This is a genomic window from Faecalibacterium sp. Marseille-P9312 (assembly GCF_902497445.1).
GTDB classification, from domain to species: Bacteria; Bacillota; Clostridia; order Oscillospirales; family Ruminococcaceae; genus Faecalibacterium; species Faecalibacterium longum.
In genome coordinates this window covers 14,099-36,324 of the sequence record NZ_CABVEW010000010.1, presented here as the reverse complement: position 1 = coordinate 36,324, position 22,226 = coordinate 14,099, and the positions used below count along the sequence as shown (strand labels likewise).

22 protein-coding genes and 4 pseudogenes are annotated in these 22,226 nt (G+C 49.5%); 22 read left to right on the top strand and 4 right to left on the bottom strand.

The annotated features are described in order from the left end of the window. Nucleotide 1 precedes the first annotated feature (1 nt). Both mobQ (F3G95_RS08930) and F3G95_RS08925 read right to left on the bottom strand, forming a co-directional pair. Nucleotides 2–1,573 (bottom strand): MobQ family relaxase, encoded by a 1,572-nt coding sequence (gene mobQ, locus F3G95_RS08930; RefSeq protein ID WP_347562909.1) that lies wholly within the window; start codon nucleotides 1,571–1,573, stop codon nucleotides 2–4. A 75-nt stretch (nucleotides 1,574–1,648) separates the two neighbouring features. Further along, the gene (locus F3G95_RS08925; RefSeq protein WP_188117537.1) at nucleotides 1,649–3,373 is read right to left on the bottom strand and encodes a hypothetical protein; all 1,725 of its coding nucleotides are present in this window, start codon (nucleotides 3,371–3,373) and stop codon (nucleotides 1,649–1,651) included. A gap of 389 nt (nucleotides 3,374–3,762) precedes the next feature. Here F3G95_RS08925 and F3G95_RS08920 point away from each other — a divergent pair, with 389 nt between their 5' ends. The 15 genes and pseudogenes from F3G95_RS08920 to F3G95_RS13805 all read left to right on the top strand — a co-directional run. Continuing rightward, on the top strand, nucleotides 3,763–4,734 hold the full coding sequence (locus F3G95_RS08920) for a tyrosine-type recombinase/integrase (RefSeq protein ID WP_002583485.1): 972 nt from the start codon (nucleotides 3,763–3,765) through the stop codon (nucleotides 4,732–4,734). After that, nucleotides 4,731–5,720 carry a tyrosine-type recombinase/integrase gene (locus tag F3G95_RS08915; RefSeq protein ID WP_149794649.1) on the top strand — a complete coding sequence of 330 codons (990 nt, stop codon included), beginning with the start codon at nucleotides 4,731–4,733 and terminating at the stop codon, nucleotides 5,718–5,720. The genes F3G95_RS08920 and F3G95_RS08915 overlap by 4 nt, the downstream gene beginning before the upstream one ends. Then, nucleotides 5,707–6,735 (top strand): tyrosine-type recombinase/integrase, encoded by a 1,029-nt coding sequence (locus F3G95_RS08910; RefSeq protein WP_002583487.1) that lies wholly within the window; start codon nucleotides 5,707–5,709, stop codon nucleotides 6,733–6,735. The genes F3G95_RS08915 and F3G95_RS08910 overlap by 14 nt, the downstream gene beginning before the upstream one ends. Before the next feature lie 406 nt (nucleotides 6,736–7,141). Next, the gene (locus F3G95_RS08905) at nucleotides 7,142–7,606 is read left to right on the top strand and encodes a GNAT family N-acetyltransferase (RefSeq protein WP_149794648.1); all 465 of its coding nucleotides are present in this window, start codon (nucleotides 7,142–7,144) and stop codon (nucleotides 7,604–7,606) included. 188 nt (nucleotides 7,607–7,794) lie between these two features. Beyond that, a complete protein-coding gene (gene mobQ / locus F3G95_RS08900; RefSeq protein ID WP_149794647.1) occupies nucleotides 7,795–9,384 on the top strand; it encodes a MobQ family relaxase in 1,590 nt (529 codons plus the stop codon). Nucleotides 9,385–9,447: 63 nt separating this feature from the next. Further along, on the top strand, nucleotides 9,448–10,089 hold the full coding sequence (locus tag F3G95_RS08895; RefSeq protein WP_173877403.1) for a CHC2 zinc finger domain-containing protein: 642 nt from the start codon (nucleotides 9,448–9,450) through the stop codon (nucleotides 10,087–10,089). Further along, the gene (locus F3G95_RS08890; protein ID WP_173877404.1) at nucleotides 10,058–11,395 is read left to right on the top strand and encodes a virulence-associated E family protein; all 1,338 of its coding nucleotides are present in this window, start codon (nucleotides 10,058–10,060) and stop codon (nucleotides 11,393–11,395) included. The genes F3G95_RS08895 and F3G95_RS08890 overlap by 32 nt, the downstream gene beginning before the upstream one ends. A gap of 241 nt (nucleotides 11,396–11,636) precedes the next feature. Beyond that, the gene (locus F3G95_RS08880; protein WP_015536493.1) at nucleotides 11,637–11,834 is read left to right on the top strand and encodes a hypothetical protein; all 198 of its coding nucleotides are present in this window, start codon (nucleotides 11,637–11,639) and stop codon (nucleotides 11,832–11,834) included. 6 nt (nucleotides 11,835–11,840) lie between these two features. Next, nucleotides 11,841–13,505, top strand: a complete 1,665-nt coding sequence (locus tag F3G95_RS08875) for a recombinase family protein (RefSeq protein ID WP_149794645.1) — start codon at nucleotides 11,841–11,843, stop codon at nucleotides 13,503–13,505. A gap of 89 nt (nucleotides 13,506–13,594) precedes the next feature. After that, nucleotides 13,595–13,678 (top strand): annotated as a pseudogene (locus F3G95_RS08870) (Maff2 family protein); the annotation flags it as partial. Between the two features lie 40 nt (nucleotides 13,679–13,718). Next, the gene (locus F3G95_RS08865) at nucleotides 13,719–14,585 is read left to right on the top strand and encodes a VirB6/TrbL-like conjugal transfer protein, CD1112 family (protein ID WP_005927637.1); all 867 of its coding nucleotides are present in this window, start codon (nucleotides 13,719–13,721) and stop codon (nucleotides 14,583–14,585) included. A 42-nt stretch (nucleotides 14,586–14,627) separates the two neighbouring features. Beyond that, nucleotides 14,628–15,269, top strand: coding sequence for a septation protein SpoVG family protein (locus F3G95_RS08860; protein WP_175301777.1), 642 nt, complete (start codon nucleotides 14,628–14,630; stop codon nucleotides 15,267–15,269). A 9-nt stretch (nucleotides 15,270–15,278) separates the two neighbouring features. Continuing rightward, nucleotides 15,279–15,932: a hypothetical protein gene (locus tag F3G95_RS08855; protein WP_149794644.1), complete on the top strand. Its 654-nt coding sequence runs from the start codon at nucleotides 15,279–15,281 to the stop codon at nucleotides 15,930–15,932. A 44-nt stretch (nucleotides 15,933–15,976) separates the two neighbouring features. Further along, nucleotides 15,977–16,363, top strand: coding sequence for a PrgI family protein (locus tag F3G95_RS08850; RefSeq protein ID WP_003500106.1), 387 nt, complete (start codon nucleotides 15,977–15,979; stop codon nucleotides 16,361–16,363). 79 nt (nucleotides 16,364–16,442) lie between these two features. Beyond that, nucleotides 16,443–17,048, top strand: a pseudogene (locus tag F3G95_RS13805) (conjugal transfer protein TraE); the annotation flags it as partial. On the opposite strand, the pseudogene F3G95_RS08840 reads toward F3G95_RS13805, so the two are convergent. Next, nucleotides 17,027–17,125 (bottom strand): annotated as a pseudogene (locus F3G95_RS08840) (plasmid mobilization relaxosome protein MobC); the annotation flags it as partial. The pseudogenes F3G95_RS13805 and F3G95_RS08840 sit on opposite strands and share 22 nt — an antisense overlap. A 267-nt stretch (nucleotides 17,126–17,392) precedes the next feature. Beyond that, nucleotides 17,393–17,746 carry a helix-turn-helix transcriptional regulator gene (locus F3G95_RS08835; RefSeq protein WP_002569186.1) on the bottom strand — a complete coding sequence of 118 codons (354 nt, stop codon included), beginning with the start codon at nucleotides 17,744–17,746 and terminating at the stop codon, nucleotides 17,393–17,395. Nucleotides 17,747–18,145: 399 nt separating this feature from the next. Between F3G95_RS08835 and F3G95_RS08825 the strand changes: the two genes are divergently transcribed. The 7 genes and pseudogenes from F3G95_RS08825 to F3G95_RS08790 all read left to right on the top strand — a co-directional run bounded on the left by F3G95_RS08825 (nucleotide 18,146) and on the right by F3G95_RS08790 (nucleotide 22,167). Further along, nucleotides 18,146–18,325, top strand: a complete 180-nt coding sequence (locus F3G95_RS08825; protein WP_002588768.1) for a cysteine-rich KTR domain-containing protein — start codon at nucleotides 18,146–18,148, stop codon at nucleotides 18,323–18,325. A gap of 23 nt (nucleotides 18,326–18,348) precedes the next feature. After that, a complete protein-coding gene (gene rlmN / locus F3G95_RS08820) occupies nucleotides 18,349–19,338 on the top strand; it encodes a 23S rRNA (adenine(2503)-C(2))-methyltransferase RlmN (protein WP_002569187.1) in 990 nt (329 codons plus the stop codon). 764 nt (nucleotides 19,339–20,102) lie between these two features. Further along, a pseudogene (locus tag F3G95_RS08810) lies at nucleotides 20,103–20,747 on the top strand (C40 family peptidase); the annotation flags it as partial. Between the two features lie 22 nt (nucleotides 20,748–20,769). Continuing rightward, the gene (locus tag F3G95_RS08805) at nucleotides 20,770–21,036 is read left to right on the top strand and encodes a DUF4315 family protein (RefSeq protein WP_023042370.1); all 267 of its coding nucleotides are present in this window, start codon (nucleotides 20,770–20,772) and stop codon (nucleotides 21,034–21,036) included. Further along, nucleotides 21,023–21,670 carry a DUF4366 domain-containing protein gene (locus tag F3G95_RS08800; RefSeq protein WP_149794643.1) on the top strand — a complete coding sequence of 216 codons (648 nt, stop codon included), beginning with the start codon at nucleotides 21,023–21,025 and terminating at the stop codon, nucleotides 21,668–21,670. The genes F3G95_RS08805 and F3G95_RS08800 overlap by 14 nt, the downstream gene beginning before the upstream one ends. Then, nucleotides 21,667–21,864, top strand: coding sequence for a hypothetical protein (locus F3G95_RS08795; RefSeq protein WP_015567061.1), 198 nt, complete (start codon nucleotides 21,667–21,669; stop codon nucleotides 21,862–21,864). The genes F3G95_RS08800 and F3G95_RS08795 overlap by 4 nt, the downstream gene beginning before the upstream one ends. Next, on the top strand, nucleotides 21,865–22,167 hold the full coding sequence (locus tag F3G95_RS08790; protein WP_149794642.1) for a cysteine-rich VLP protein: 303 nt from the start codon (nucleotides 21,865–21,867) through the stop codon (nucleotides 22,165–22,167). The last annotated feature ends 59 nt before the right edge of the window (nucleotides 22,168–22,226 follow it).

Genomic DNA, 22,226 nt, shown 5'->3' with positions numbered 1-22,226 from the left:
CTTAAAGCTCCTGTGTTTGATTTTTTTGCTCGGCCTTCTTCTGGGATTGCGCCGCCTTGGCTTCTTCCAACTTTTTCAGCACCGATTCCTTTTCCGGGGTCTTGCCGCCCGGTACGGAAAGCTGCTGCTTATTCAGCACCATGTCGATATACTTGCGGATATTTTTCAGGGCAGAGACATCCGGCTGCAAGGTTTCCAGTTGGGTGCGCAGCTCTGCGCTGCCGGATTGCAGCGCAGAAAATTCGGCATCCAATGCCGAAAAATCCACCGCTGTGCTGCCGTTCAACTTCATCAGGGTGCGGACAGTTTTATTAAAAGTGTCCAGTTCTTCCTTGTGCTGGGCAGCGTAAGCGTCCTTGGTCAGCTTGAAGTTCTTCTTCATAAAGGTATCATGGATTGGCTTCAGCTTGGCATGAACGGCGGCAGCATCTTTTATCTGGGCGATTGCCCGCATACGGTTTTCGTTCTGCTTCAACTGCTTGCGAAGAGGAGCGGCGGTCTGGTTCAGATTAGAAATTGCGGTGTCCAAATCCTCGATGGTGTTCAGGGAATGGGCTTTCAGGTAGTCCACCGCCTGCCGAATCTCCTCAAAGTCCCGGACAGTGCATTTCAGTTTTGCCTTGCCAGACCAATCGCTGCGCTGCTCGTTGCGGAGATTGAAGTAGTCCACCAGCAGGTCGGACAGCGTGGGCTCCTTCGCCTTTTCCAGTGCGTCCAGAAGAAGCTGCTTCTTCTCATTCAGGTCTGCAATCCAGCGTTGCAGCCCACGGATTGCACTGCGGATAGACTGCATCAGGCTGTTGGCTGCACGAATGTCCCGGTTCAGGTTTCCGAGAAAGGTTTCCACTCCACGCTTTTCCATCTGGTGTGCGGCGGGGCCGAGATGCACAGTCGGTATCTGCTGGATGCCCTGCCGCTCAAAGGAGCGCAGGTCAACACGTTCCGGTCTGCCAGCGGCTTCCAGATAGCGGTTGGTAATGGTTTCCCAGCTATGCCGCCAGACCTCAGCGTACTTCTGGTCGTTCCAGTCCACGGTGTTTTCCTTGTGGCACTTCCAGTTCCCAGAAGGGAGCTGGATGCGCTCGCCGTTCTCGTCAAGGTCGTAAACCTTTCGGGCTTTTGGAAGCCACCTGCCGTGTTCGTCCATCGCTCGGAGCGTCAGCAGAATGTGGGCGTGTGGGTTTCCATCTCCCTTGTCGTGGATGGCAAAGTCAGCAATCATGCCTTTGGAAACAAACTGCTCGTTGCAAAATTCTTTGAGCATGGAAAGATACTGTTCCTTCGGCACCTCCACCGGGAACGCCAGCACGATACGCCGGGCAAGCTGGGAGTTCCATTGGTTCTCCACGGCTTCCACAGCGTTCCAGAGGGTTGCCCGGTCTGCAAATCCGGGCGGCGCATGGGACGGTAGCATGATCTCAGCATGAACAAGTTCTTTCTTCTTGTTGTAGAATTTTGTTTTCTGGTCGTACTCGCTGAACAGCCGTTCGCCGCTCTGGTAAGCGGCCCCGGCAACAGCGGACTGTCCTTGGCTGCGCTTGACGATGGTAATTTTGAAATGCGGACACGGAATAGGCATCACCTCCAAACAAAAAGACCGCCCAGCAAGATTGCTCTTGATGAACGGTCGGACAGTAAATTATATCATTCAGTTCATATTTAATTTATCGAGTAACGCTAGAAGCCCTTCTGATGGTAAACTTTCATAGCACTCTTTCGTAACCAATTCTAGCTTTAATGGGAAGGTATCTCCATTATCCAGTATGTTAAGAAGCGCCTTTATCTTATCAATTTGCATGAAGCGAACATTTTTCAATTCTCGAACAATTTGAATATCAAATGCGTGATCAAATATAGTCACCCTGCTCGGACCAACATGGACTAAATCTTCCGTTTCTCTTTCTCTTTCCATAACTGTTTTTTTAATCTCATCTCCAACTATTGCCGTGCATTCGATTGTGCCTATATTCCGCTTTACTCTTTCGCCACGTATCAAATCGCTCAAATAGAAAACCAATTTATAGTCGTTCCTTGTAAAGCTATCCGGAATTTTTAGCTTGACAGAAAAATATTTTTCAATCTCACAAATACGCTTTAAAAAATCCAATTCGTCATCTATATTGGCGAACCTACTTTTATAATCACAACCTTTTAAAACCCCACTGAGAAAAGTAGTATTGTTCTTCAAATCATAAAGCGAAATATTTTTACCTTCGGATACCGCTTTCATCAGTGAAACGTATCTCAGATGTGTTTCACTTGATTGATCTGCGACTTCCATTGATATGCTTGCGCTATTTGTCTTTGCATTAAGAACCAGCCTGACCTTAAGTAGCGGCGACAGTTGTTTTTCGTTCGTTAAAACAATAGAATCATCCTCGAGTATTTCGATTGCACCTAATTCTATATAGTCAAAAATCGGGTCACCATCTATTCTAATAGAAAATAGTCTCGGCTCCGGAAATTCACGCGGTTTCTTGATAATTGTCGTTCCAATTAACGATTCTGCTTCTATTTGCATCGGATCTTTTTCTTCGCCCAAATACTTTATTGCTGAATGAATCTCAAGCGAAATTAAAAGCTGATGTCGATTTGCATATTCTATAATTTCAGGAGATAACTCACTAATTTGGTCATCGCCAATTTTAGCAATACCATTGAGCACAAAACGAGGTGGGTATTTTTTTCTTGCATCATCTCTTAATGGTGAGCTCACTAAATTCCCCGCATATTCTTGAGATGGAGTAAATTGATAATATGGATACAATGGATGTTGTGTCCCTAGTTGATTTTGAAATTGTTTTGAAAGCGTATTTAACTTTTCATACTCATGATTTGAACCAAGCTTATTTACATTTTCAGGTGAAAAAGGAGATTGATTGTTTTCTTGAGCCTTCTTAGCTAATGCTTCGATAGCTTTATCCGTATGAGCGTTCACATCATCTACTATCTCAGCCTGCATAACACGGTCGCTCAATAAAATTTTGCTGTGTTGAATTTCTCGAAGTATGTCAACTGTTTCAGAAACGAGTCTCCTGACTTTTTCTTTAGACTGGGCCGTTTCTGCGTGCGCAGCGTGATATGCGCCGGTATATAGTTCTGAGCGCGCCGCTTTGCGTTGGCTGTCAGTGCCCGAAATTGCATCGAGAACCTTTTGAAAAGAATTCTCCTTGAGATAGTTACAAATCCCGGCAAAATCGTACTCCTCAGCAACTGAGTATAATCCGTTATATTTTTTCTGCTGATTAAGATATTTGATGATTTTTTTCTCAACTTGCTGTTTTTCACAAGAATCCTTTAGGTGTTTTATTGTTTCATCTGTTCCTGCATCAATCATAAGATTCACAAGCGTTTGAACAAAATCTTCAATCATGGCAAAATCCTTTCCTTCTATCGTTATTCTGACATCAAGTTTAGCACTATTCATTGAATCAATCAAGAAATCCCGTGCCGTATCCAAGAGGAAAGGATAGCTGCGGAGCAGCGCAAGGAAAATGCAGTTTTCCTTGGGATGGAATCGGGCTGGCGCACAAACGCCAGCTTCGATTTCATCGAGCCGTCTGCAAGACCGCAATTTCACCGGAACGGTGTATAATTGCAACCTATCCCAGAACTCGGATAGGGCGCATTATCCGAGATATTCAATTATCCGAGGAGAATCTTAAAAAGTGCCGATATGAAAGGCTTTCAGAGATATTTCCTCGGATAATGTTTTACTCATATGCTACAGTTAAAACCACCAAAGAAACAGGAGGTTTTAACATGAATCAACAGACAAATGAAAACAATTCAACATCATGCAGCTATCAGGAACTGAATCCGGAAATGGATGCCTTCCTGCAGGGTTATCTTGAAGAGGGACGTCGCAAGGGTTTGCAGGAAAGTACCATACATCTTCACGACAAGATTGGCCACTACTTTTTATTCGCTATGACAGAGACAGGCTGTTTGAAACCGCAGGAAATGAATGCACAAAATGTAGGTATCGCCTGCCTGAAAATCAGCAGCAGATGGTATCTCTCGCATATCCGCACATTCCTTCGGTATGCGTATCAATCCGGCAATACAGACAGGGATTACAGTGGTATCGTCCCTCTTTTCAAAATACCGCAACCTTATCCGTCTGTTTACACGGCAGAGGAAATCCAAAAAATTGAAAACAGCGTTGATCAGAGTTCTCCACACGGAAAGCGGGATTATGCAGCATTGCTCCTTGCAACACGGCTGGGGATCCGGAGTGGGGACATTTCATCCATGACGCTTGAATGCCTAGATTTTGAAAGGAATCTAATCCGGCTTACACAGCACAAAACAGGCGTTTTCATTGAATTCCCAATGGTTTCTGACGTAAAGGTTGCACTGGAGCGGTATTTACAGGAAGAACGTACTGCCTATGACAGTCCATATGTATTTCTCCGCATTGTTCCTCCCTACGGCCATATCTCCGTGCAGGCAATCGCTAAGATTGCCAGGACAGCCATTGCCGTAGCCGGGATTGAACCGGGCGGGCGCAAACAGGGGGCACATGCCTTTCGGTCATCCCTTGCCAGTTCCATGATCAATGACAACATCCCTTATGAAGCGGTAAGAAAAATCCTTGGACATACAGACCAGAATGCCATCCGTTCTTATGCCAGATTAGATATGGAGCAACTCCGTGGGTATGCCCTCCCGGTCATGGAAGCGACCGGTATATTTGCCGAATTCTTAGAGGGGAGGTGGAGTCTGTCATGAAAGAGTTCCGAAGCATTTTTAAACAAGATTTTGCAGACTACATCGAAACCAATCAAGGGACAATCAGCAACGATACCTTGCGGAACACACGCAGCGTATTGCTTACGTTCGATTCCCTGTTGGCAAAAGAAAACACTGGAGAAATCTCGGAAGCGATTGTAAACCAATGGATCAAGAGACTCCATCAGGCCAATGCACCCAAGACCGTCAGTGACAAGGTGAGTTATCTCCGTAAATTTTTAAGATATCTTCAGTACAAGGGATACGTTGTTTTTATGCCAGACTGTCCAAAAACATCAGACAGCTACATGCCATATGTTTTTTCGGAGGAAGAAATACAGATACTTTTATCCAGTGCCGACCAATGGTGTGACAGGCATAAAAACTCAAAAACCCGACAGGCGGATATGGAGTTCTGTATGTTGCTGAGGATGCTCCTTGGGTGCGGATTCCGTTTAGGCGAGCCACTGACTGCCAAGGTAAAGGATGTCAATTTTTCCAGCGGAATCATACTGATTCGCCATGCCAAAAATAATAAACAGCGAGCTATCCCGATGAATGAAACCCTGACAGAGATGCTGGAAAGATACTGCATTGCAATGGGCATTAAAGCAGAACCCGAAAGTTATCTGTTCCCTTCACCCGTAAAAGAAGGGGCTGCGGCCAGCAAAGGGATTTTTGATTTACGGTTTCGGAATCTGTTAATGGAAACCGGCCTGTATGTGCCTGGGAAAGCTCATTCCAGAGGTCAGTGCCTTCACTGCTTCCGCCATTATTTTGCTATCCACTCGTTTGCGCAAGCGGAAAAGAACGGACGCTCTACGGACGACTCTGTTCCGTTCCTGTCTGTCTATCTTGGACATCATGACATGGACGAAACAGAGAAATACTTAAAATTTAACGGCGACATGTTCCCTGAGTACATGGGGCTGTTTGAGGATTATGCTACTGGCGTGTTCACGGAGGCAGCATATGAGGAAAAATAAACTCCCCGAATTTACACTCCTGTTGGAACAATTTTTTACAGAATACATGCCGTTCTCATCAGGGCTTTCACCCAATACCATCCGCTCCTATAAGCATTCCTTCCGGCTCCTGTTTCAGTATATTTATCAGGTTCAGAAGAAGAATGCCGATGAAATCCTGTTCCGGGACTTGGATTATGAGACGATTGACGGATTTTTAAAATGGATAGAAACGGAACGGGGCTGTTCAGCATCCACAAGGAATCTCCGGCTTTCGGCGCTCGCTTCTTTTTCTTTCTACGCACAAAACAGAAATTTTGAAGCTGCAACTGTATTTGCCAATGCCGTTAGGAGGACTCCCGTTAAAAAGGAAGCTATCCAACCAAGAATTACCTTTTCCCTTGATGAAGTCTCAGTCCTGCTTCACCTTCCCAATCCCCAAAAACGTCTGGGATTCCGGGATCAGGTGCTTTTAAACTTGATGTACGCCAGTGGAGCAAGGGCACAGGAAATCTGTGACCTTAAGGTTAGAGACTTTTTTGTAGAGAAAAACCTGTATAAGCTTACGATTACAGGAAAAGGGAACAAAACACGCCGAATTGTGATTGCCAAACCCAGTGGGATTCTTTTGAAACGGTATCTGGAAGAAACTGGACGTGCTGGACAGTTGGAAACTTATATCTTTTCCAGCCAGACACATCCACAGATGACCATTTCCTGTGTTGAAGAGATTTACAAAAAATATATCGCCCTTGCAAGAGCAGGACATCCCGGAATGTTTCTGGAAAAACGCTATACCCCGCATACCATGAGACATACAACCGCCACACATATGTTAGAAGCAGGAGTTCCGATCGTGGCGATTAAAAATTTTCTCGGCCATTCATCTATTTCTACCACTGAGCGATATGCTGAGCTTTCGCAGGGAACTGTGAATAGACATATCAGGGATTGGAATGAAAAATGGTTTTCGCATCAAAAAGAAGAACCTGTTGAGCGTAAAAAAGAAAATGTGTTGCCGGACTTCCTGAAATAGTTGTTACATTATCCGAGGAAATATCTCTGAAAGCCTTTCATATCGGTACTTTTTAAGATTCTCCTCGGATAATTGAATATCTCGGATAATGCAACCTATCCCAGAACTCGGATAGGGCGCAACTATACACCGGCCGAGCCGGTGTGTTGCGCCCTGCCGGGGGCTTCCTGCGGAAAGCGGATGATTGCCAGCACACTTGCGGCTGCTTCCAATCATCACAGGGGACGCTACACTTCCCCTGCGCTGGCTGACGCCAGCTACCCCTTTGTGGACTTGCCGCCTGGGAACACCTTGCGCTGCAAGCAGTTCCCATCCGGCAGGTTTACAATTAAGCTATTCCCAAAAGTGACCCACCATAGTATAATAAAACCATTGACATACTGGTTATCAAGGGAGAGAATACAAAATGAATTTGATTTACAAAAGAGCAAAACTTGAAGACATAGATATATTAACTAAAACAAGAATAGAGGTATTAAGGGCAGCTAACCAACTATCTGATGATACCGATATGAGCGAAGTAGAACGAGAGTCCTATAACTATTACCAAAAGGCACTTTGTGATGGTTCTCACATTGCATATTTAGTTTTTGATGAGGAGCGTTTTGTCGGAGCTGGTGGAGTTAGTTTTTTTCAAGTAATGCCGACTTATCACAATCCAAGCGGAAATAAGGCTTATATAATGAATATGTATACTAATCCTGAGTACAGGAGGAAGGGCATTGCTATTAAAACATTAGACATGTTGATCAAAGATGCTAAAAATAAAGGTGTGACAGCCATTTCATTAGAAGCAACTGATATGGGACGACCATTATATGAAAAATATGGATTTATTAAAATGAATGATGAAATGGAATTACCAGAGTAACGAAATTTTATTTGTAGACTATCCACCTTCGGGCCACCATGACCCGAACTTTCAAAACTGAATACCAGCCGCCCACTGGCGGCACCACCGAGCAGGAAATCAGAAACGGTTTCCTGCTTTTCTTTTGCCCAAAATGAGGTGGCAAACCACCACCCCATCCAATCAGCCACAGGAAGGAGGAAACCGCTATGCCCTGTCCCCACCATGATATAAAAATCGTCCAACGCAGCAACCGCCAGTCAGCCGTAGCCGCCGCAGCTTACCAGAGCGGCGAACGGCTGTTTTCCGAGTACGACCAGAAGCAGAAATATTATTCCGAGAAACGAGGGATCGTCCACACAGAAATCATGCTGCCGCCCCACGCCCCGCCGGAGTACGCAGATCGCAACACTTTGTGGAACGCCGCCGAAGCCATAGAAAAACAATGGAACTCCCAGCTTGCCCGAAGAATCGTGCTTGCCATACCGAGGGAAATCCCCCCGGAGCAACACGCCGATCTGATCCGGGACTATTGCCGGGAGTTTTTTGTTTCCAAAGGCATGATTGCTGATTTTGCCATTCACGATAAGGGGGACGGGAATCCCCACGCCCACATCCTGCTGACCATGCGGGCAATGGACGAAAACGGCAAATGGCTTCCCAAGAGCCGGAAGGTTTATGACCTTGACGAGAACGGCGAGCGTATCCGGCTCCCGTCAGGGAACTGGAAAAGCCACAAGGAGGACACCGTTGACTGGAACGACCAGAAGTACGGCGAGATATGGCGGCAGGGCTGGGCGGCTACCACCAATCGCTATTTGGAAGCCAATGACCGCCCGGAGCGCCTTGACCTTCGTTCCTATGAACGGCAGGGACTTGATAAAATCCCCACCGTCCACATGGGGCCAGCGGTTAGCCAGATGGAGAAACGAGGGATACAGACCAACATCGGCAACCTGAACCGGGACATTACCGCCGCCAACCGGCTCATGCAGTCGATCCGTCAGATGGTGCGCCACCTGAAAGGCTGGATTGCAGACCTAAAGGAGAAAAAAGCCGCCCTGCTGGAAGCCTTGCAGGAAGCGAAGGAACCCACCCTGCCGGAGCTGCTGGACAAATATCTGGAACTGCGCCGGGAGGAGCGCACCGGCTGGACGAGCAAAGGCCAGCTCAAAGGCACTGTAAATGACTTCAACAAGGTTATGGACGCCATCCGCTATCTGCGGGAAAAAGAGCTGTCCACCGTGGAAAGCATTGACGCCTATCTGGATACCGTCAGCGGGCAGGCCGTTTCCATCCGGGCAGAGATGAAGCCGAAGGAAAAGCGCATGAAGGAGATCGACACCCTGCTTTCCCATATCGCCATCTTTGAAGCCCACAAGCCGGTTCATGCGGAATATGCCGCCATCCGGTTTAAGAAACCAAAGGAACAGTTTGCCGCCGTCCATCGGGACGAGCAGGACGCCTACAATGCTGCTGTCCGCTATTTCAAGGTGCATTTGGAGGGAACCAAGTACAGCACCAAAAAGCTGACCACGGAACGGACGCAGCTTGCCGGAGAAGTGGCCGAGTACAAGGAATGTCTGTCAGCGGTGCAGGAGGATGTGAAGATTCTCCGGGATGTGCGCCACTGGCTCAATCAGGTGCTTCCGTCCGAGCAGTACCGCCAGACCGCCGAACCGGGCAAGAAACCGTCCATCCAGCAGGCAGTCAAAGGCCGGGCGCAGCGTATCCGGGAGGAACAGGCCGAGAAACGCCAGCAGCCCCGCACAGAGAAAAAACAGGATATGGAACTTTAACAGGCGCTTGCCATTTTCTTTTTGAGAATGACAGGCGCTTTTCTTATTTTCAGGAGGATTTATTTGAATGTATTTGAAGCTGTCAAGCAGTCTGTTACCACCCGGCAGGCTGCGGAGCATTTCGGAATCCGGGTGGCACCAAACGGGATGTGCGTCTGTCCCTTCCATGCCGACAAAAACCCAAGCATGAAGGTTGACCGGCGCTTCCATTGTTTCGGCTGTCAGGCAGATGGGGATGTGATCGACTTTGTTTCCCGTCTGGAAGCTGTCAGCCCCAAGGAAGCCGCCCTCATGCTGGCACAGGAGTTTTCCGTCCCCTATGAGGACAAGGAGCTGCCCCACAGGAGCCAGAGGAAGCCCCGGCAGGAAACCCTGGAACAGCGGTTCCGCCGTATGGAACGCTACTGCTTCCGGGTGCTGTGCGACTACCGAAACCTGCTGTGCGGCTGGAAACGGGACTATGCCCCTAAATCGCCAGACGAGGATTTCCACCCGTTGTTTGTGGAAGCCCTGCAAAAGCAGGACTATGTGGACTATCTGCTGGATGTGCTGCTCTCCCCGGACATGGAGGAACGGGCAGCCCTTATCATCGACTGTGGAAAGGAAGTGAGGAATCTTGAAAGACGAATGGCAGAGCTTGCCGCCGGAGATACGGCAGGCCGCAGAACAGACCATGCAAGAAGCACCGCCGCCCCGGAGCGTTGAGGAAGTCAAGGCCATGCTGGAAAGCACCGAGAAAGGCGGTGTCCGCAACAGTATCCGCAACTGCCTGACTGTCTTTCAGAATGACCCGCTCCTTTCCGGGGCAATCGCCAAAAATCTGCTGACCGAGCGCACCGACATCATCAAGCCCATTGGCTACCACCGTACCGGCACCGCCATCACGGACACGGATATGAATTATCTGCTCCTGTATCTGGAAGAAACCTATGGGCTGACCAGCGAAAAGAAGATTGCCGCCGCCATCGGGATCATTGCCAATGAAAACGGCTATCACCCCATCCGGGACTATCTGAACGGCCTTTCATGGGACGGAACCGAGCGTATCCGTACCTGTCTGCACCACTTTTTAGGAGCCGACAGTGACCAGTACACCTATGAAGCCCTGCGGCTGTTCCTGCTGGGAGCCATCCACCGGGCATTTCATCCCGGCTGCAAGTTTGAAGTCATGCTCTGTCTGGTGGGCGGTCAGGGAGCCGGGAAATCCACCTTTTTCCGGCTGCTGGCCGTGAAAGACGAGTGGTTTTCCGATGACCTTCGTAAGCTGGACGATGACAATGTGTACCGCAAACTGCAAGGCCACTGGATTATTGAGATGTCGGAGATGATCGCCACCGCAAACGCCAAGAGCATTGAGGAAATCAAGTCTTTTTTGAGCCGACAGAAGGAGGTCTATAAAATCCCATACGAAACCCACCCGGAGGACAGGCTGCGGCAATGTGTGTTCGGCGGCACTTCCAATGCCCTGGACTTTCTGCCCCTTGACCGTTCTGGCAACCGGCGCTTCCTGCCGATCATGGTGTACCCGGAACAGGCGGAAGTTCACATTTTGGACGATGAAGCCGCTTCCAGAGCCTACATCGAACAGGTATGGGTGGAAGCCATGACCATTTACCGCAGCGGGGATTTTAAGCTGTCTTTCAGCCCCGAAATGGTGCGCTATCTCAAAGAACACCAGCGGGATTTCATGCCGGAGGACACCAAGGCTGGGATGATCCAAGCCTACCTTGACCGCTACACCGGCAGCATGGTGTGTTCCAAGCAGCTTTACAAGGAGGCCCTGAACCACCCCTTTGACGAGCCGAAGCAATGGGAAATCCGAGAGGTCAACGACATTATGAACCACTGTGTCACAGGCTGGCACTACTTTTCCAATCCCCGGATGTTCCCGGAATACGGCAGGCAAAAGGGCTGGGAGCGTGATAACCCGGCAACGGACAGCAGCAACGGAGCCGAAAAAATCCCGGAGGGATTTGTGGAGGTCACAGAGCAGATGGAGCTTCCTTTCTGAAAATCCCACCCCGTTGCCGACTTTGTTGCACTCCCGTTGTCGGGCTGGTTGCCGGGGAAAACCCCGTAACTGCGGGCTTTTTCCCTTATCAGCAACCAAAGCAACAGAAAAATAAAAGAAAATATAAATCGTAACCAAACCGCCAGACAGAGATGGTTTTGAGGTTTTTTGAAGCCCGTTGCCGGACTTCGTTGCCGACCTTCTCCTTGTCTGGCTATTCTATTATGGAGGATAACTGCCTATGGCAAAAACGAAAACAGAGATTCATGTTACCACAGTTTTTGACGGCGAGCTGGACGCAGCGGATGTCTTTGTAAGCCTGATTGCCCAAAAATATGGGCAGAATACCGGCAAGGAAAATCTTGCGAAAACACAAGATTTAGGATATAATAAAGACGAGGTTCAGAAGAACCGTGTTCCGTCTGGATTGTGCGGGTAAACGGTTATGATGAACGGATACGAATACACAGGCATGGACGCAATTCTGGCGGGCAGCTTCCGGGCGGCCATCTATTGCAGGCTTTCCAAAGACGATGACCTTGACGGGGAGAGCGCCAGTATTGCCAACCAGCGGGATATGCTGGAAAGCTACTGTGAAAAGCAGGGATGGGAGGTTGTGGCAGTCTATCAGGACGATGGCTACACGGGGCTGAACATGGAGCGCCCCGACCTGAAACGGATGTTAAAGGCCATCGAGCGCAGGCAGATAAATCTTGTGATAACAAAAGATTTATCGAGGTTGGGTCGAAATTACTTGCAGACCGGCACACTGATCGAGGACTTCTTCCCTCGTCACGGCGTCCGCTATATCGCCATGAATGACGGTATCGACACCATGCGGGACAACAACGACATTGCGCCGTTCAAGAACATCCTGAATGAGATGTATAGCAAGGACATTTCCAAGAAGGTACATTCCTCGTATCTTCTGAAAGCCCAGCAAGGCCAATTTACCGGCTGCGTGGCTCCCTTTGGGTATCGGAAAGACCCGGAGGACAAAAACCACCTGCTGGTGGACGAGGAAACCGCCCCCATTGTCCGGCAAATCTTCCTTTGGGCGCTGGAAGGACACGGCCCCAATTTCATCCGGCGCAGGCTGGAAGAGCAGAAGGTGCCTTGCCCTACATGGTGGAACCGGGAACGGGGCTTCCGCAATGTCCGCACCAAATGGGAGAAGAAAGACCCGGAAAACGGGCGGTATATGTGGGATTTCTCCGTGATAAAGGACATCCTGATGAATCCCGTTTATACCGGGGCGATCGCTTCCCAAAAGAAGGACTACCGTTTCAAAATCGGCACCATTGGCGAGAAGAAGCCGCAGGACTGGATCGTGGTGGAGGAACGGCACGAACCGTTGATTGACAGCAAGAGTTTTGCCATCGTGCAGGACAAGCTGAAATCCCGCCAGCGCCCCCGTCAGGATGGGGAAACCAGCCTGTTTGCCGGGCTTATCAAGTGCGGCGAGTGCGGCAAGTCGCTGACCATCCGCACCACCCACGCCAGGCACCCGCAACAGATTTACGCCTGTAAGACCTATGGGGCTTTCGGCAAGAACCATTGCACCCAGCACCGGGTGGAGTACGACACCCTATACCACCTTGTGCTGAACAAAATCCGGGAGTGCGCCAAGGCTGCCCTGACCGATGGGGAAGCCATTGCCGGGAAGCTGACCAACACCTGCGAAGCCGAACAGAAAGGCCAGCGGGAAGCGTTGGAGCGTTCCCTGACAAAAGACGAGGAACGGATCGAGGTGCTGGAAAAGATGGTGCTGCGGCTCTATGAGGACATGGTTGCCGGGCGGATCAGCGAAGCCAACTTCAATCTCATGCTGGACAAGACGCAGAAGGAACAGGCAGAGTTGAAAGAACGGGTTGCACAGGGGCGCAAGAAGCTGGCCGATGAAATGCGGCTTGCTATGGACGCCAAACAATGGGTGGACGCCATTCAGGAATATGCCGACATCACGGAGCTGGACGCAGCCACCTTAAACCGCCTGATTAAAGAAATCGTTGTCCATGAACACATCGACAGCGATAAGACACGACACATTTCTATCGAAATTCATTTCAATCTCAAACCCATCCCGGAGGTGGAACAGGTCACAGCCTGACCTGTTCCCGCCGAGGCGGTTCTAAAACAATTCCATATATTTCTTGACACGCCGCCGCCCGCCATCGAGCAAGGTTTTACTCCTAATTAGGGATAAAACAGCTCATGGCGGGCGGCGGTGTCGTTCTGATCGGTCTTCAGCTTATCCCTCTGCTGTCCGGCCTGTTCAGCTAAGTGTCACCCGTTGTCCCTTTTCCAGAAAAGGAGCTGATGTATGGACTTTATCATCGACGCAATCGTTGAATGGCTGAAAGGTCTGCTCGTCGATGGTATCATGGGAAATCTGGATGGCCTTTTCGATAACGTCAATCAGAGCGTTGGCGAGATCGCCACACAGGTAGGCACGACCCCGGCGGACTGGAACGCCGGGGTCTTTTCCATGATACGACAGATCTCTGAAACTGCCATCCTGCCAATCGCCGGGGTCATCCTCACTTTTGTAATGACTTATGAGCTGATACAGATGCTCATAGAACGCAACAACCTCCATGAAGTTGACACATGGATGTTTTTTAAGTGGGTGTTCAAAACCTTTGTGGCTGTGATGATCCTGACGAACACCTTCAATATCGTGCTGGCGGTCTTTGATGTGAGCCAGCATGTGATACAGCAGTCAGCGGGCATTATCCAGAACGGGACAGAGATCACGCCGGATGTGCTGGACAGTTTGCGGACAGAGCTTGAGGCGATGGAGTTAGGCCCTCTGTTCGGACTCTGGCTCCAGTCCTTCCTGATCCAGCTTACCATGATTGCCTTAAACATCGTGATCTTCGTCATCGTATATGGCCGTATGATTGAAATTTATTTACTCACAAGTTTAGCGCCTATCCCGTTTGCCACAGTCCCCAACAGGGAAACCGGACACATGGGGCAGAACTATTTCCGCTCCCTCTTTGCGGTGGGCTTTCAAGGTCTATTGATCTTAGTCTGTGTCGCCATCTATGCGGTGCTGATCCAGAGTATCGCCACCGACGGCGACCCCATCGGGGCGATCTGGGGCTGCGTGGGATATACGGTGCTGCTGTGTTTTACCTTATTCAAAACAGGCAGTCTTGCAAAATCCATCTTCGGCTGCCATTAAGAGACTTCGGGCCATGCTGACCCGAAGCGGAAAGGAGGCGGTATGCCTCGGCGTTACAAACAGGGTGCGGACGGACAGCCGCACCCGGCTTTCTATGGAAAGCTCCCCGAAGAATTTTCTAAAGCAGACACCATGCGCTTTATGGTGGAAACCGATCTGAAACTGTCCGGGTTCGTATCGGCGGACACGCTGGCGGCACTCCGGGCGGAAGGCTATGACTACAAGGACGGGAACCTTGTTCCCGCCGGAAAGGAGGAAACCATGCAGGAAAAGGTTGCAAACACCACCCCGGCCGCACCGTTGAAGCTGGATGTAAGCGTGCGGGTCATCGAACCTGTGAAAAATCTGATGGGCTTTGCCAGCGTGAAATTCAATGACTGCTTTGTGGTGGAAAATCTGAAAATCGTACAGGGCAGCAAGGGCCTCTTTCTTGGGATGCCCAGCCAGCCGGACGGCAAAGGCGGCTATCGGGATATGGCCTACCCTGTCACAAAGGAGTTCCGGGAACAGCTCAATACTGCTGTTCTGCAAGCCTATGAGGCAAAGCTGGAACAGATGGCGGAGCGCGGCTCTGTGGGGCGTGCGTCCATCAGCGACCAGCTCAAAGCCGGAAAAGCGGCTGCCGAACAGGCAAAGGCAGAGCGGCCTCCGAAGGAAAAGCCCAGCCGCGGTGCAGAGCGTTGACCTCGGGCCATGCTGGCACGAAGCAGAAAGGAGGCGGGAACCATGCCACGCAAACGGACGGGCTATGACGCGGCCTGCTATTACGACGGAAAACTGCTGGGCCGCTGTACCAAAGCGGACAGCGACGCCTATACCCTGTTGATGAACGCCTGCGGCGGGGAGGCTGCCCGTGTCCTTCGGGAATATGCCTATTTTTCCCCAGAACTGAAAGCCATCTTGGAAAAGGCGGCGCTCATGCAGGCGGACCGGAGCCGGACGGGCGGAATGTTCCATGCGCCGAAAAGCTCCCCGTGGGGCGAGGTGCAGAATTGTGAAACCCTCTGTCCGGGGGTGTTTCTGGTATCTACCGCCAGCCACGGCGGAACGATGGTGGCAAACGAGGTGGCCGCCGTTCTCTCCCCAGCGGCCAAAAAATGCGGCTTCAAGGACAAGGGCTATATCTGCTATGAGGAGGACGCACAGGAAAGCGTAGTGCTCCGGGAGCTGCTGGACAAAAAGCTGTGGAAAATCCCCGACCGTATCAAGGACAAAGAGCGGTTTGAAGAAAACCTCAATCAGTCCATTCGGCAATACAATCCCGAATACTGGCGGGCAAGGCAGAGCGGACGGGAGGCCGCCGAAGCCGCCCGCAGCACAGCCCCGGCCAAAGAGGCCGCAAGGTAGCTTCGGGCCATGTTGGCCCGAAGCAGTAAAGGAGGTGTACCAAAATGGCCTATGTGCCAGTACCAAAAGACCTTTCCAAAATCAAGACAAAGCTGGCCTTCAACCTAACGAAGCGCCAGCTTGTTTGTTTTTCCAGCGCGGCGGCGGTGGGCCTCCCGGCTTACCTGTTTTCCCGTGGCAGTATCGGGAACAGTGCCGCCATGTTCCTGATGATCGGCCTCATGCTCCCGTTCTTCTTTCTGGCTATGTATGAACGAGACGGTCTGCCGCTGGAAAAAGTGCTGAAAAACATCATCCGCACCCGGTTCCTCTATCCCCGTGTGCGGCCTTACAAAACCGAAAACTTCTATGCGCTGCTTAGCGCCAGAAAGGAGGCGCAGCCGATTGCGAAACAGCAGAAGGGCCGGAAAGCCCGCAGGCAAAAAGCCTGAAAAGCAGAGCCTTCTCGGCCTGTTCACAAAGGGAAAGAACATTCCCACCACCGCCCAGCAGACCCTCCCTTACCGGGAAATGTACCGGGACGGGGTGTGCCGGTTAGCGGACCGCTATTACACCAAAACCATTGAATACGAGGACATCAACTACCAGCTCGCACAGTCCGAAGATCAGGCAGCCATCTTTGACGGGTGGAGCGCCTGCCTCAACTACTTTGACAGCAGCCTTCCGTTCCAGCTTTCCTTCCTCAACCACCGGAGCCGCCCGGGCAGCCGGTACAGCGTGAACATCCCCATGCAGGACGATGATTACAACAGCGTCCGGTGTGAGTATGTGGAAATGCTGGAAAACCAGATCGCCAAAAGCAACAACGGCATTGTCCGCACAAAGCTCCTGACCTTCGGCGTGAATGTGGACGACCTTCCCACCGCCAGGGCAAGGCTGGAACGTGTAGAGGCGGACATTTGCGGGAACTTCAAAAAGCTGGGCGTCAAGTGCCGTTCCCTTTCGGGGCTGGAACGGCTGGAGCTTCTTCACGGGCAACTCCACCCCGGCAGCGGCTCCCCCTTCCGGTTTTCATGGGATATGATCCCCAAAACCGGGCTTTCCACCAAAGACTTTATCGCCCCGGACAGTTTCGATTTTCGTTTCAGCCGTCTGTTCCGGGTGGGTACGAGCTTCATTTTTTCCAGTATTAAATCCCGTTCCGCTTCCGTCACTCTGAATTTGATTTGCACTGTCCTTTTGCGTCCGTCCATGTGTTCGCTCCTTTCCTTTCCGTTCCGAGGGTTTGGGACACTTCCCAACAAGCAATTTTCAACCGACGCGCCGCAGCGCGGGAGGGCGAAAATACGGAAGTGGTACCCGCTTCCTATGCTTGCTACGAATGTTTTTATCCTTTAGGCTCTTATCACCTACTACGGAGAAAAAGCGATTTTGCCAAACTTACGCAAAAGAAAAACGCTGCAACCTCAAAAAAGATTACAACGCTTTCTAAATCCTGTTCAGTTTTAAGTCGGACATTCCTATTCGCCCTCTTTTTCGACTTCGGAAATCTCCTTTGCCGTTGCGGTTACAATCCGTATGCCTGTATCGCTCATACCGTCAAGAAGCGCGTCAAGCTGCCGCCGCTGCGTGTTCTTCTCCGGCGGCGTTTCTAAAAGGAATTGGTCTACGGATATATGGTAACGCTGTATCAGCTCAAAGAATATCTGTAAACTTGGGTGCTGCCCCTTGTTCTCAATGTTCGCAAGGTAGCGCGGCGAGATAAACATTTCGTCGCCTACTTTCTTGCGGCTCTCCTTGCATCCCTCACGCGCTGCCTTTATCGCTGCCCCAAAAGCCTTAAAGTCGTATCGTGGTACTGGTCTTTTTGCCATAGTTATTCACCCTATTACATTTTACTGTTCCCCTTTCTTCTTGGATATGTCTACGTAGTTCTATCAGTTAGCCAAAATAATTCATATATATATATATATATATATGTTGACAACAAGCTGCTTTTGTATATAATATTATATAAAAAGGGGGGGGGGGAATGTTTATGTTACATAGCATGCGTATTCGATAAGCATTGAAATCAAAAAAGATTTTTCCCATTTTCAATATGGGCTTTTTTGTCATGCTTATTTTGCGTATGCTATACAACAAAACTAACGACGTATAGACATAGTATAAAAACTATGCCTTAATTTTGTTGTAGTATTATATGTATAAATGCAGGTCAATGCTCATGTTGAGAATTGACCTGCATTTTTTTGCGCAAAAGGAGAAATATTATGCTTGAAAAATATTGGATAAAATGTCCAATTTGTAACGGAAAGACGAGGGTTCAAGTATTTTATAATACGGTATTAAGAAATTTTCCTCTTTTCTGCCCTAAATGTAAATTAACGCATATCGTTGATGTTGAAAAACTAGAAATCATAATCAAAAACTCTGAAAAACAAACTTTTTAATTTTGAAAAGGAAGGATATTTAAATGAAACACTTACCTAAAAGTACACCTACGGAAATATTGAATGACCCATACGGATTTACTTACAAAGAAATGTCGGAAGTAATTGGAGAGGATAAAGCAAGAGCCTTATATACGGAATTGTATAAACAGCCATTTCACAAAGAAAATCTATCAATATCAACAAAAAAAGTCTATAAAAGTAGCGATACTGAAAAGTATGTTTATGAATTGAAAGATAACAGGTATATTGAAACGGTTTTTATTAAACGGCGAGATGGTGGGACTGTTTGCGTAAGTACGCAAGTTGGTTGTTCTGTTGGCTGTATTTTTTGTGAGTCCGGACGCAATGGTTTTGTTCGTAATCTAACACCGTCTGAAATTGTGCAGCAGGTTGTATTGATACGTCAAAAAGTAAATCGTATCGTTTTTATGGGAATGGGAGAACCTTTATTCAATTACGACAACTTGATTGCAGCAATCCATATTCTTCGAGATAGAAATGGACTTAACTTTCCAACCGACGGCATTACCGTATCAACAGTTGGTCCAGTTAATCAATTAAAAAAATTGCGCGAAGAACATCTAAAAATTCAGTTGACAATATCTTTACATGCAGCAACACAGGCTGCGAGAAACTGTATCATTCCTCATATGCACATGTACGCTATTGAAGATGTTGTTAAGCAAGCATTGTCCTATTCTCAAAGGCATAATCGAAAAGTGGTATTTGCGTATTTGCTTTTACCAGGTATAAATGACCGTTCCTCAGATATAAGGCAACTTGCAAAATGGTTTAAGGGCAAAAATGTTATGATTAACGTGCTGCAATACAACCCGACGAGTAATTCAAAAATTAGAGCACCACAAAAACAAGAAATGGTTGCGTTCAAACATCAATTAGAGCAAACAGGACTTGAAGTTACCATGAGAGTTTCTCATGGTAGAGAGATTAAAGCAGCTTGTGGACAGTTAGCTAATACATATAATAAAGCCAAAAAACAACAGAAATAATTTAATTAAAAGAGCCAGACGCACAGACGCAGAGCCGATAATATGCAGTTTGAAATACTGCTGTTATCGGCTCTTTTTTGATTTTAATTTGTGCCCCTAATAACCATATTGGAGCAAAATCAGAACTGTTGCTTGTCGTTCTTTGATTTCCGCAGCAGCTTTGAAAAATCAAAGCCGCCGTTTCTTTTTATCTTCTAATGAAATGACGCGGTATCACTGTTAAAAGCGGCGGCTAAAGGAGGTAGCCGCCATGAAGCACATACCCTATCGACAAAATCCGACGGTCATTGACATATCAAAAAAAGCCCGACCACCGCCGGGAACCTCTCTACCCTTGACTATGAACTGTCTAATCATCTAAATACTGCTTACAATACCTATACGCCTGTCCGGGCTTTTCGGACAGGCGTATTTTGCTGCTCAAAAAATTTTTTGAAAAAATTTCAAAAAATCTTCGGCGTTTTTCAAAAACGCCGTATTGCCCCGCGAAAAGGGGGAAGCACCACCAACTTTCCAACGAGAAAGGAGGTGAGAATGTGGAACCTAATAGCAGGGAGTTTTACAAACAATGTGCTTTGCAACGGTGTACAAAGGGAACATACCAGAAAACTTAATAATGGACTGCCAATCTTACACAAAGTACCGCCCAAACGAGACTACGGGCGGTATTTTTGTATCATGGCGGAGAAAGGAGGAACTTCCCACGGGGGCTTGACTGAAAAGTTGAGCCCATTTTTTCATGCCAAAAAACAGGAGGTAAATGCTTACGCTACCGCACCGAAACCAGCACCGACCCGGAGACCGGGGAAACCACCACCGAGGAAGTCCCCTATGAGTATTACATTCTCAATGTGACCCTCACAAACAAGACGCTGCCCGCCGTGATCCTGCCGAGGCTTAACGAACAGCAGCGGGAAATCTACACCGTTATGCAGCAGCTCAAAGGCAATAAACCCTATCTGTGGGAAGGGATTTACAACGGCGGCGAAGATACCGGCCCCAGCTATGAGATACCCGGCGAGGCGCTGGATGACCCGGCTTTTGCGGCGCTCATGGAAGAAGCCACAAAGTACATCGGCTGGCCCTATGTGTGGGGCGGCTCCAGCCCATCCACCTCCTTTGACTGTTCGGGCTTTGTCTGCTGGGTGTACACGGCCAGCGGCGTCCACAACCTGCCCCGTACCACGGCGCAGGGCATTTACAACCAGTGTGCTATCATTTCCCCCTCCGAGGCAAAGCCCGGCGACATTATCTTTTTCACGGGAACCTATGATAGCCCCGGCCCTGTGTCCCATGTGGGGATTTATGTGGGCGACGGGATGATGCTTCATTGTGGTTCGCCCATCCAATACGCAAACATCAATTCAAGCTACTGGCAGACACATTTCTATGCCTTCGGGCGTTTGTGAGCCAGAGGAAAGGAGTCCTTGCATGAACAAGATCGACAAGCTCGATAAGGAACTGGAAAAAGCCCGGGAGAAGGCTGCCGAATGGCAGGCCAAAATCCGGGAGCTGGAAAAGCAGAAACAGGAGGAAGAAAACAGCCAGATCGTGCAGGCGGTGCGCTCGCTCAAACTGACCCCCGCCCAGCTTATGGCTTTTCTGAATGACCCCAAAAACAGCCTTACCGCTTCGGGCCATACTGACCCGAAGCCGGAGGAACCCGGAAAGGAGGACACGGCCCATGAAGAAAACTAAATTTCGCAGGCTGGCGGCGATGGCTGCCAGCCTTTTGTGTTGCCTGATCTTTACGGTCCCGGCCTATGCACAGAGCAGCGAGCCGCAGCCGGAGACAGCTCCCGCCCCGGCAGAAACCGAAGCAGAGCCGGAAACCCAGAACCCCTTTACCCCGGACGGGACGGGAACCGTGGTGGACAACGCCACCGACGAGGATGGAAAGGAGTTCTACACCATCACCACCGCAGACGAGAGCGTGTTTTATCTGGTGATCGACAAACAGAAAACCAGCGAGAACGTCTATTTCCTCAATACCGTTACCACAGACGACCTTCTGCCTCTTGCCGAACAGGGCAAGGAACCGCCCAAAGAAGTGACCCCGGAGCCAGAGCCAAAGCCCACCGAACCGGTGGAGGAAGTACCGGAACCCGAGCCGGAGAAAAAGGACAGCTCCCTTCTCTCTCTGCTCCTGATCGGCGCGGTGGTGCTGGCCGGCGGTGGGATTGGTTACTATTTCAAGATTTACAAGCCGAAGCATGAGGCCCCGGATTTGGAGGATGATTACTGCGAATATGAGGACGGGGAGCTGGAGGAGATCACAGAGGAACCCGAGGACGAAGATACCCCGCCGTGGGAGGAAGATACGGAGGAATGAGAATGAATTTTACAAGCAGCCCTTTTGAACGAATGATGAAGGAAGTACCGCACCCCGGCTGGGACAATGACAACCCTTGTAAGGGATGCCGTTATTACAAGGAGTGCAAAGGAAAGAAAAAACAGTGCCGGAAGAAGTTCCGGGCGCTGATCGTGGAGCCCCGCCCTTCGGGCCATCGTGGCCCGAAGTCTTAAATGGACGCCCGGGAGCTGACCCGTGACGAGAAGAAGAAAATCCGTTCTCTTGTCACGGGGATGTGCGCCAACTATGACCGGGAAAGCGGCCTGTGCCTTCCTCTTGACTGTGCCTGCTATATGCTGCACAAGTGCTGGACAGGGGCGTACTGCCGTTATTTCCGTGAGGCTGTCCTGCCTCTTAACCCGGAGCTTCAAGCGTCGTTGACAACGGAAGGCATCTCCCCGGAGCTGCGAGCCTGTGCGGTCTGCGGAAGGGCGTTTTTGCCCGGGGGGCGTCAAGCCTACTGTTCCGACGCCTGAAAGGCCGAAGGGAACCGCCGAAAAAGCCGGGAACGCATGAGGAAAATGCGGGAGAAAAG

Excerpts from the sequence above, each read along its gene's own strand:
- F3G95_RS08855 (WP_149794644.1), top strand. The coding sequence starts at position 15,279 with ATGCTGGCACGAAGCAGAAAGGAGGCGGGAACCATGCCACGCAAACGG.
- F3G95_RS08790 (WP_149794642.1), top strand. The coding sequence starts at position 21,865 with ATGGACGCCCGGGAGCTGACCCGTGACGAGAAGAAGAAAATCCGTTCT.
- F3G95_RS08910 (WP_002583487.1), top strand. The coding sequence starts at position 5,707 with ATGAGGAAAAATAAACTCCCCGAATTTACACTCCTGTTGGAACAATTT.
- F3G95_RS08915 (WP_149794649.1), top strand. The coding sequence starts at position 4,731 with ATGAAAGAGTTCCGAAGCATTTTTAAACAAGATTTTGCAGACTACATC.
- F3G95_RS08860 (WP_175301777.1), top strand. The coding sequence starts at position 14,628 with ATGCCTCGGCGTTACAAACAGGGTGCGGACGGACAGCCGCACCCGGCT.
- F3G95_RS08925 (WP_188117537.1), bottom strand. The coding sequence starts at position 3,373 with ATGATTGAAGATTTTGTTCAAACGCTTGTGAATCTTATGATTGATGCA.
- rlmN (WP_002569187.1), top strand. The coding sequence starts at position 18,349 with ATGAAACACTTACCTAAAAGTACACCTACGGAAATATTGAATGACCCA.
- F3G95_RS08875 (WP_149794645.1), top strand. The coding sequence starts at position 11,841 with ATGATGAACGGATACGAATACACAGGCATGGACGCAATTCTGGCGGGC.
- F3G95_RS08880 (WP_015536493.1), top strand. The coding sequence starts at position 11,637 with ATGGCAAAAACGAAAACAGAGATTCATGTTACCACAGTTTTTGACGGC.
- F3G95_RS08800 (WP_149794643.1), top strand. The coding sequence starts at position 21,023 with ATGAAGAAAACTAAATTTCGCAGGCTGGCGGCGATGGCTGCCAGCCTT.
- F3G95_RS08835 (WP_002569186.1), bottom strand. The coding sequence starts at position 17,746 with ATGGCAAAAAGACCAGTACCACGATACGACTTTAAGGCTTTTGGGGCA.
- F3G95_RS08795 (WP_015567061.1), top strand. The coding sequence starts at position 21,667 with ATGAGAATGAATTTTACAAGCAGCCCTTTTGAACGAATGATGAAGGAA.
- F3G95_RS08905 (WP_149794648.1), top strand. The coding sequence starts at position 7,142 with ATGAATTTGATTTACAAAAGAGCAAAACTTGAAGACATAGATATATTA.
- F3G95_RS08805 (WP_023042370.1), top strand. The coding sequence starts at position 20,770 with ATGAACAAGATCGACAAGCTCGATAAGGAACTGGAAAAAGCCCGGGAG.
- F3G95_RS08825 (WP_002588768.1), top strand. The coding sequence starts at position 18,146 with ATGCTTGAAAAATATTGGATAAAATGTCCAATTTGTAACGGAAAGACG.
- F3G95_RS08920 (WP_002583485.1), top strand. The coding sequence starts at position 3,763 with ATGAATCAACAGACAAATGAAAACAATTCAACATCATGCAGCTATCAG.
- F3G95_RS08890 (WP_173877404.1), top strand. The coding sequence starts at position 10,058 with ATGCAAGAAGCACCGCCGCCCCGGAGCGTTGAGGAAGTCAAGGCCATG.
- mobQ (WP_149794647.1), top strand. The coding sequence starts at position 7,795 with ATGCCCTGTCCCCACCATGATATAAAAATCGTCCAACGCAGCAACCGC.
- F3G95_RS08865 (WP_005927637.1), top strand. The coding sequence starts at position 13,719 with ATGGACTTTATCATCGACGCAATCGTTGAATGGCTGAAAGGTCTGCTC.
- F3G95_RS08850 (WP_003500106.1), top strand. The coding sequence starts at position 15,977 with ATGGCCTATGTGCCAGTACCAAAAGACCTTTCCAAAATCAAGACAAAG.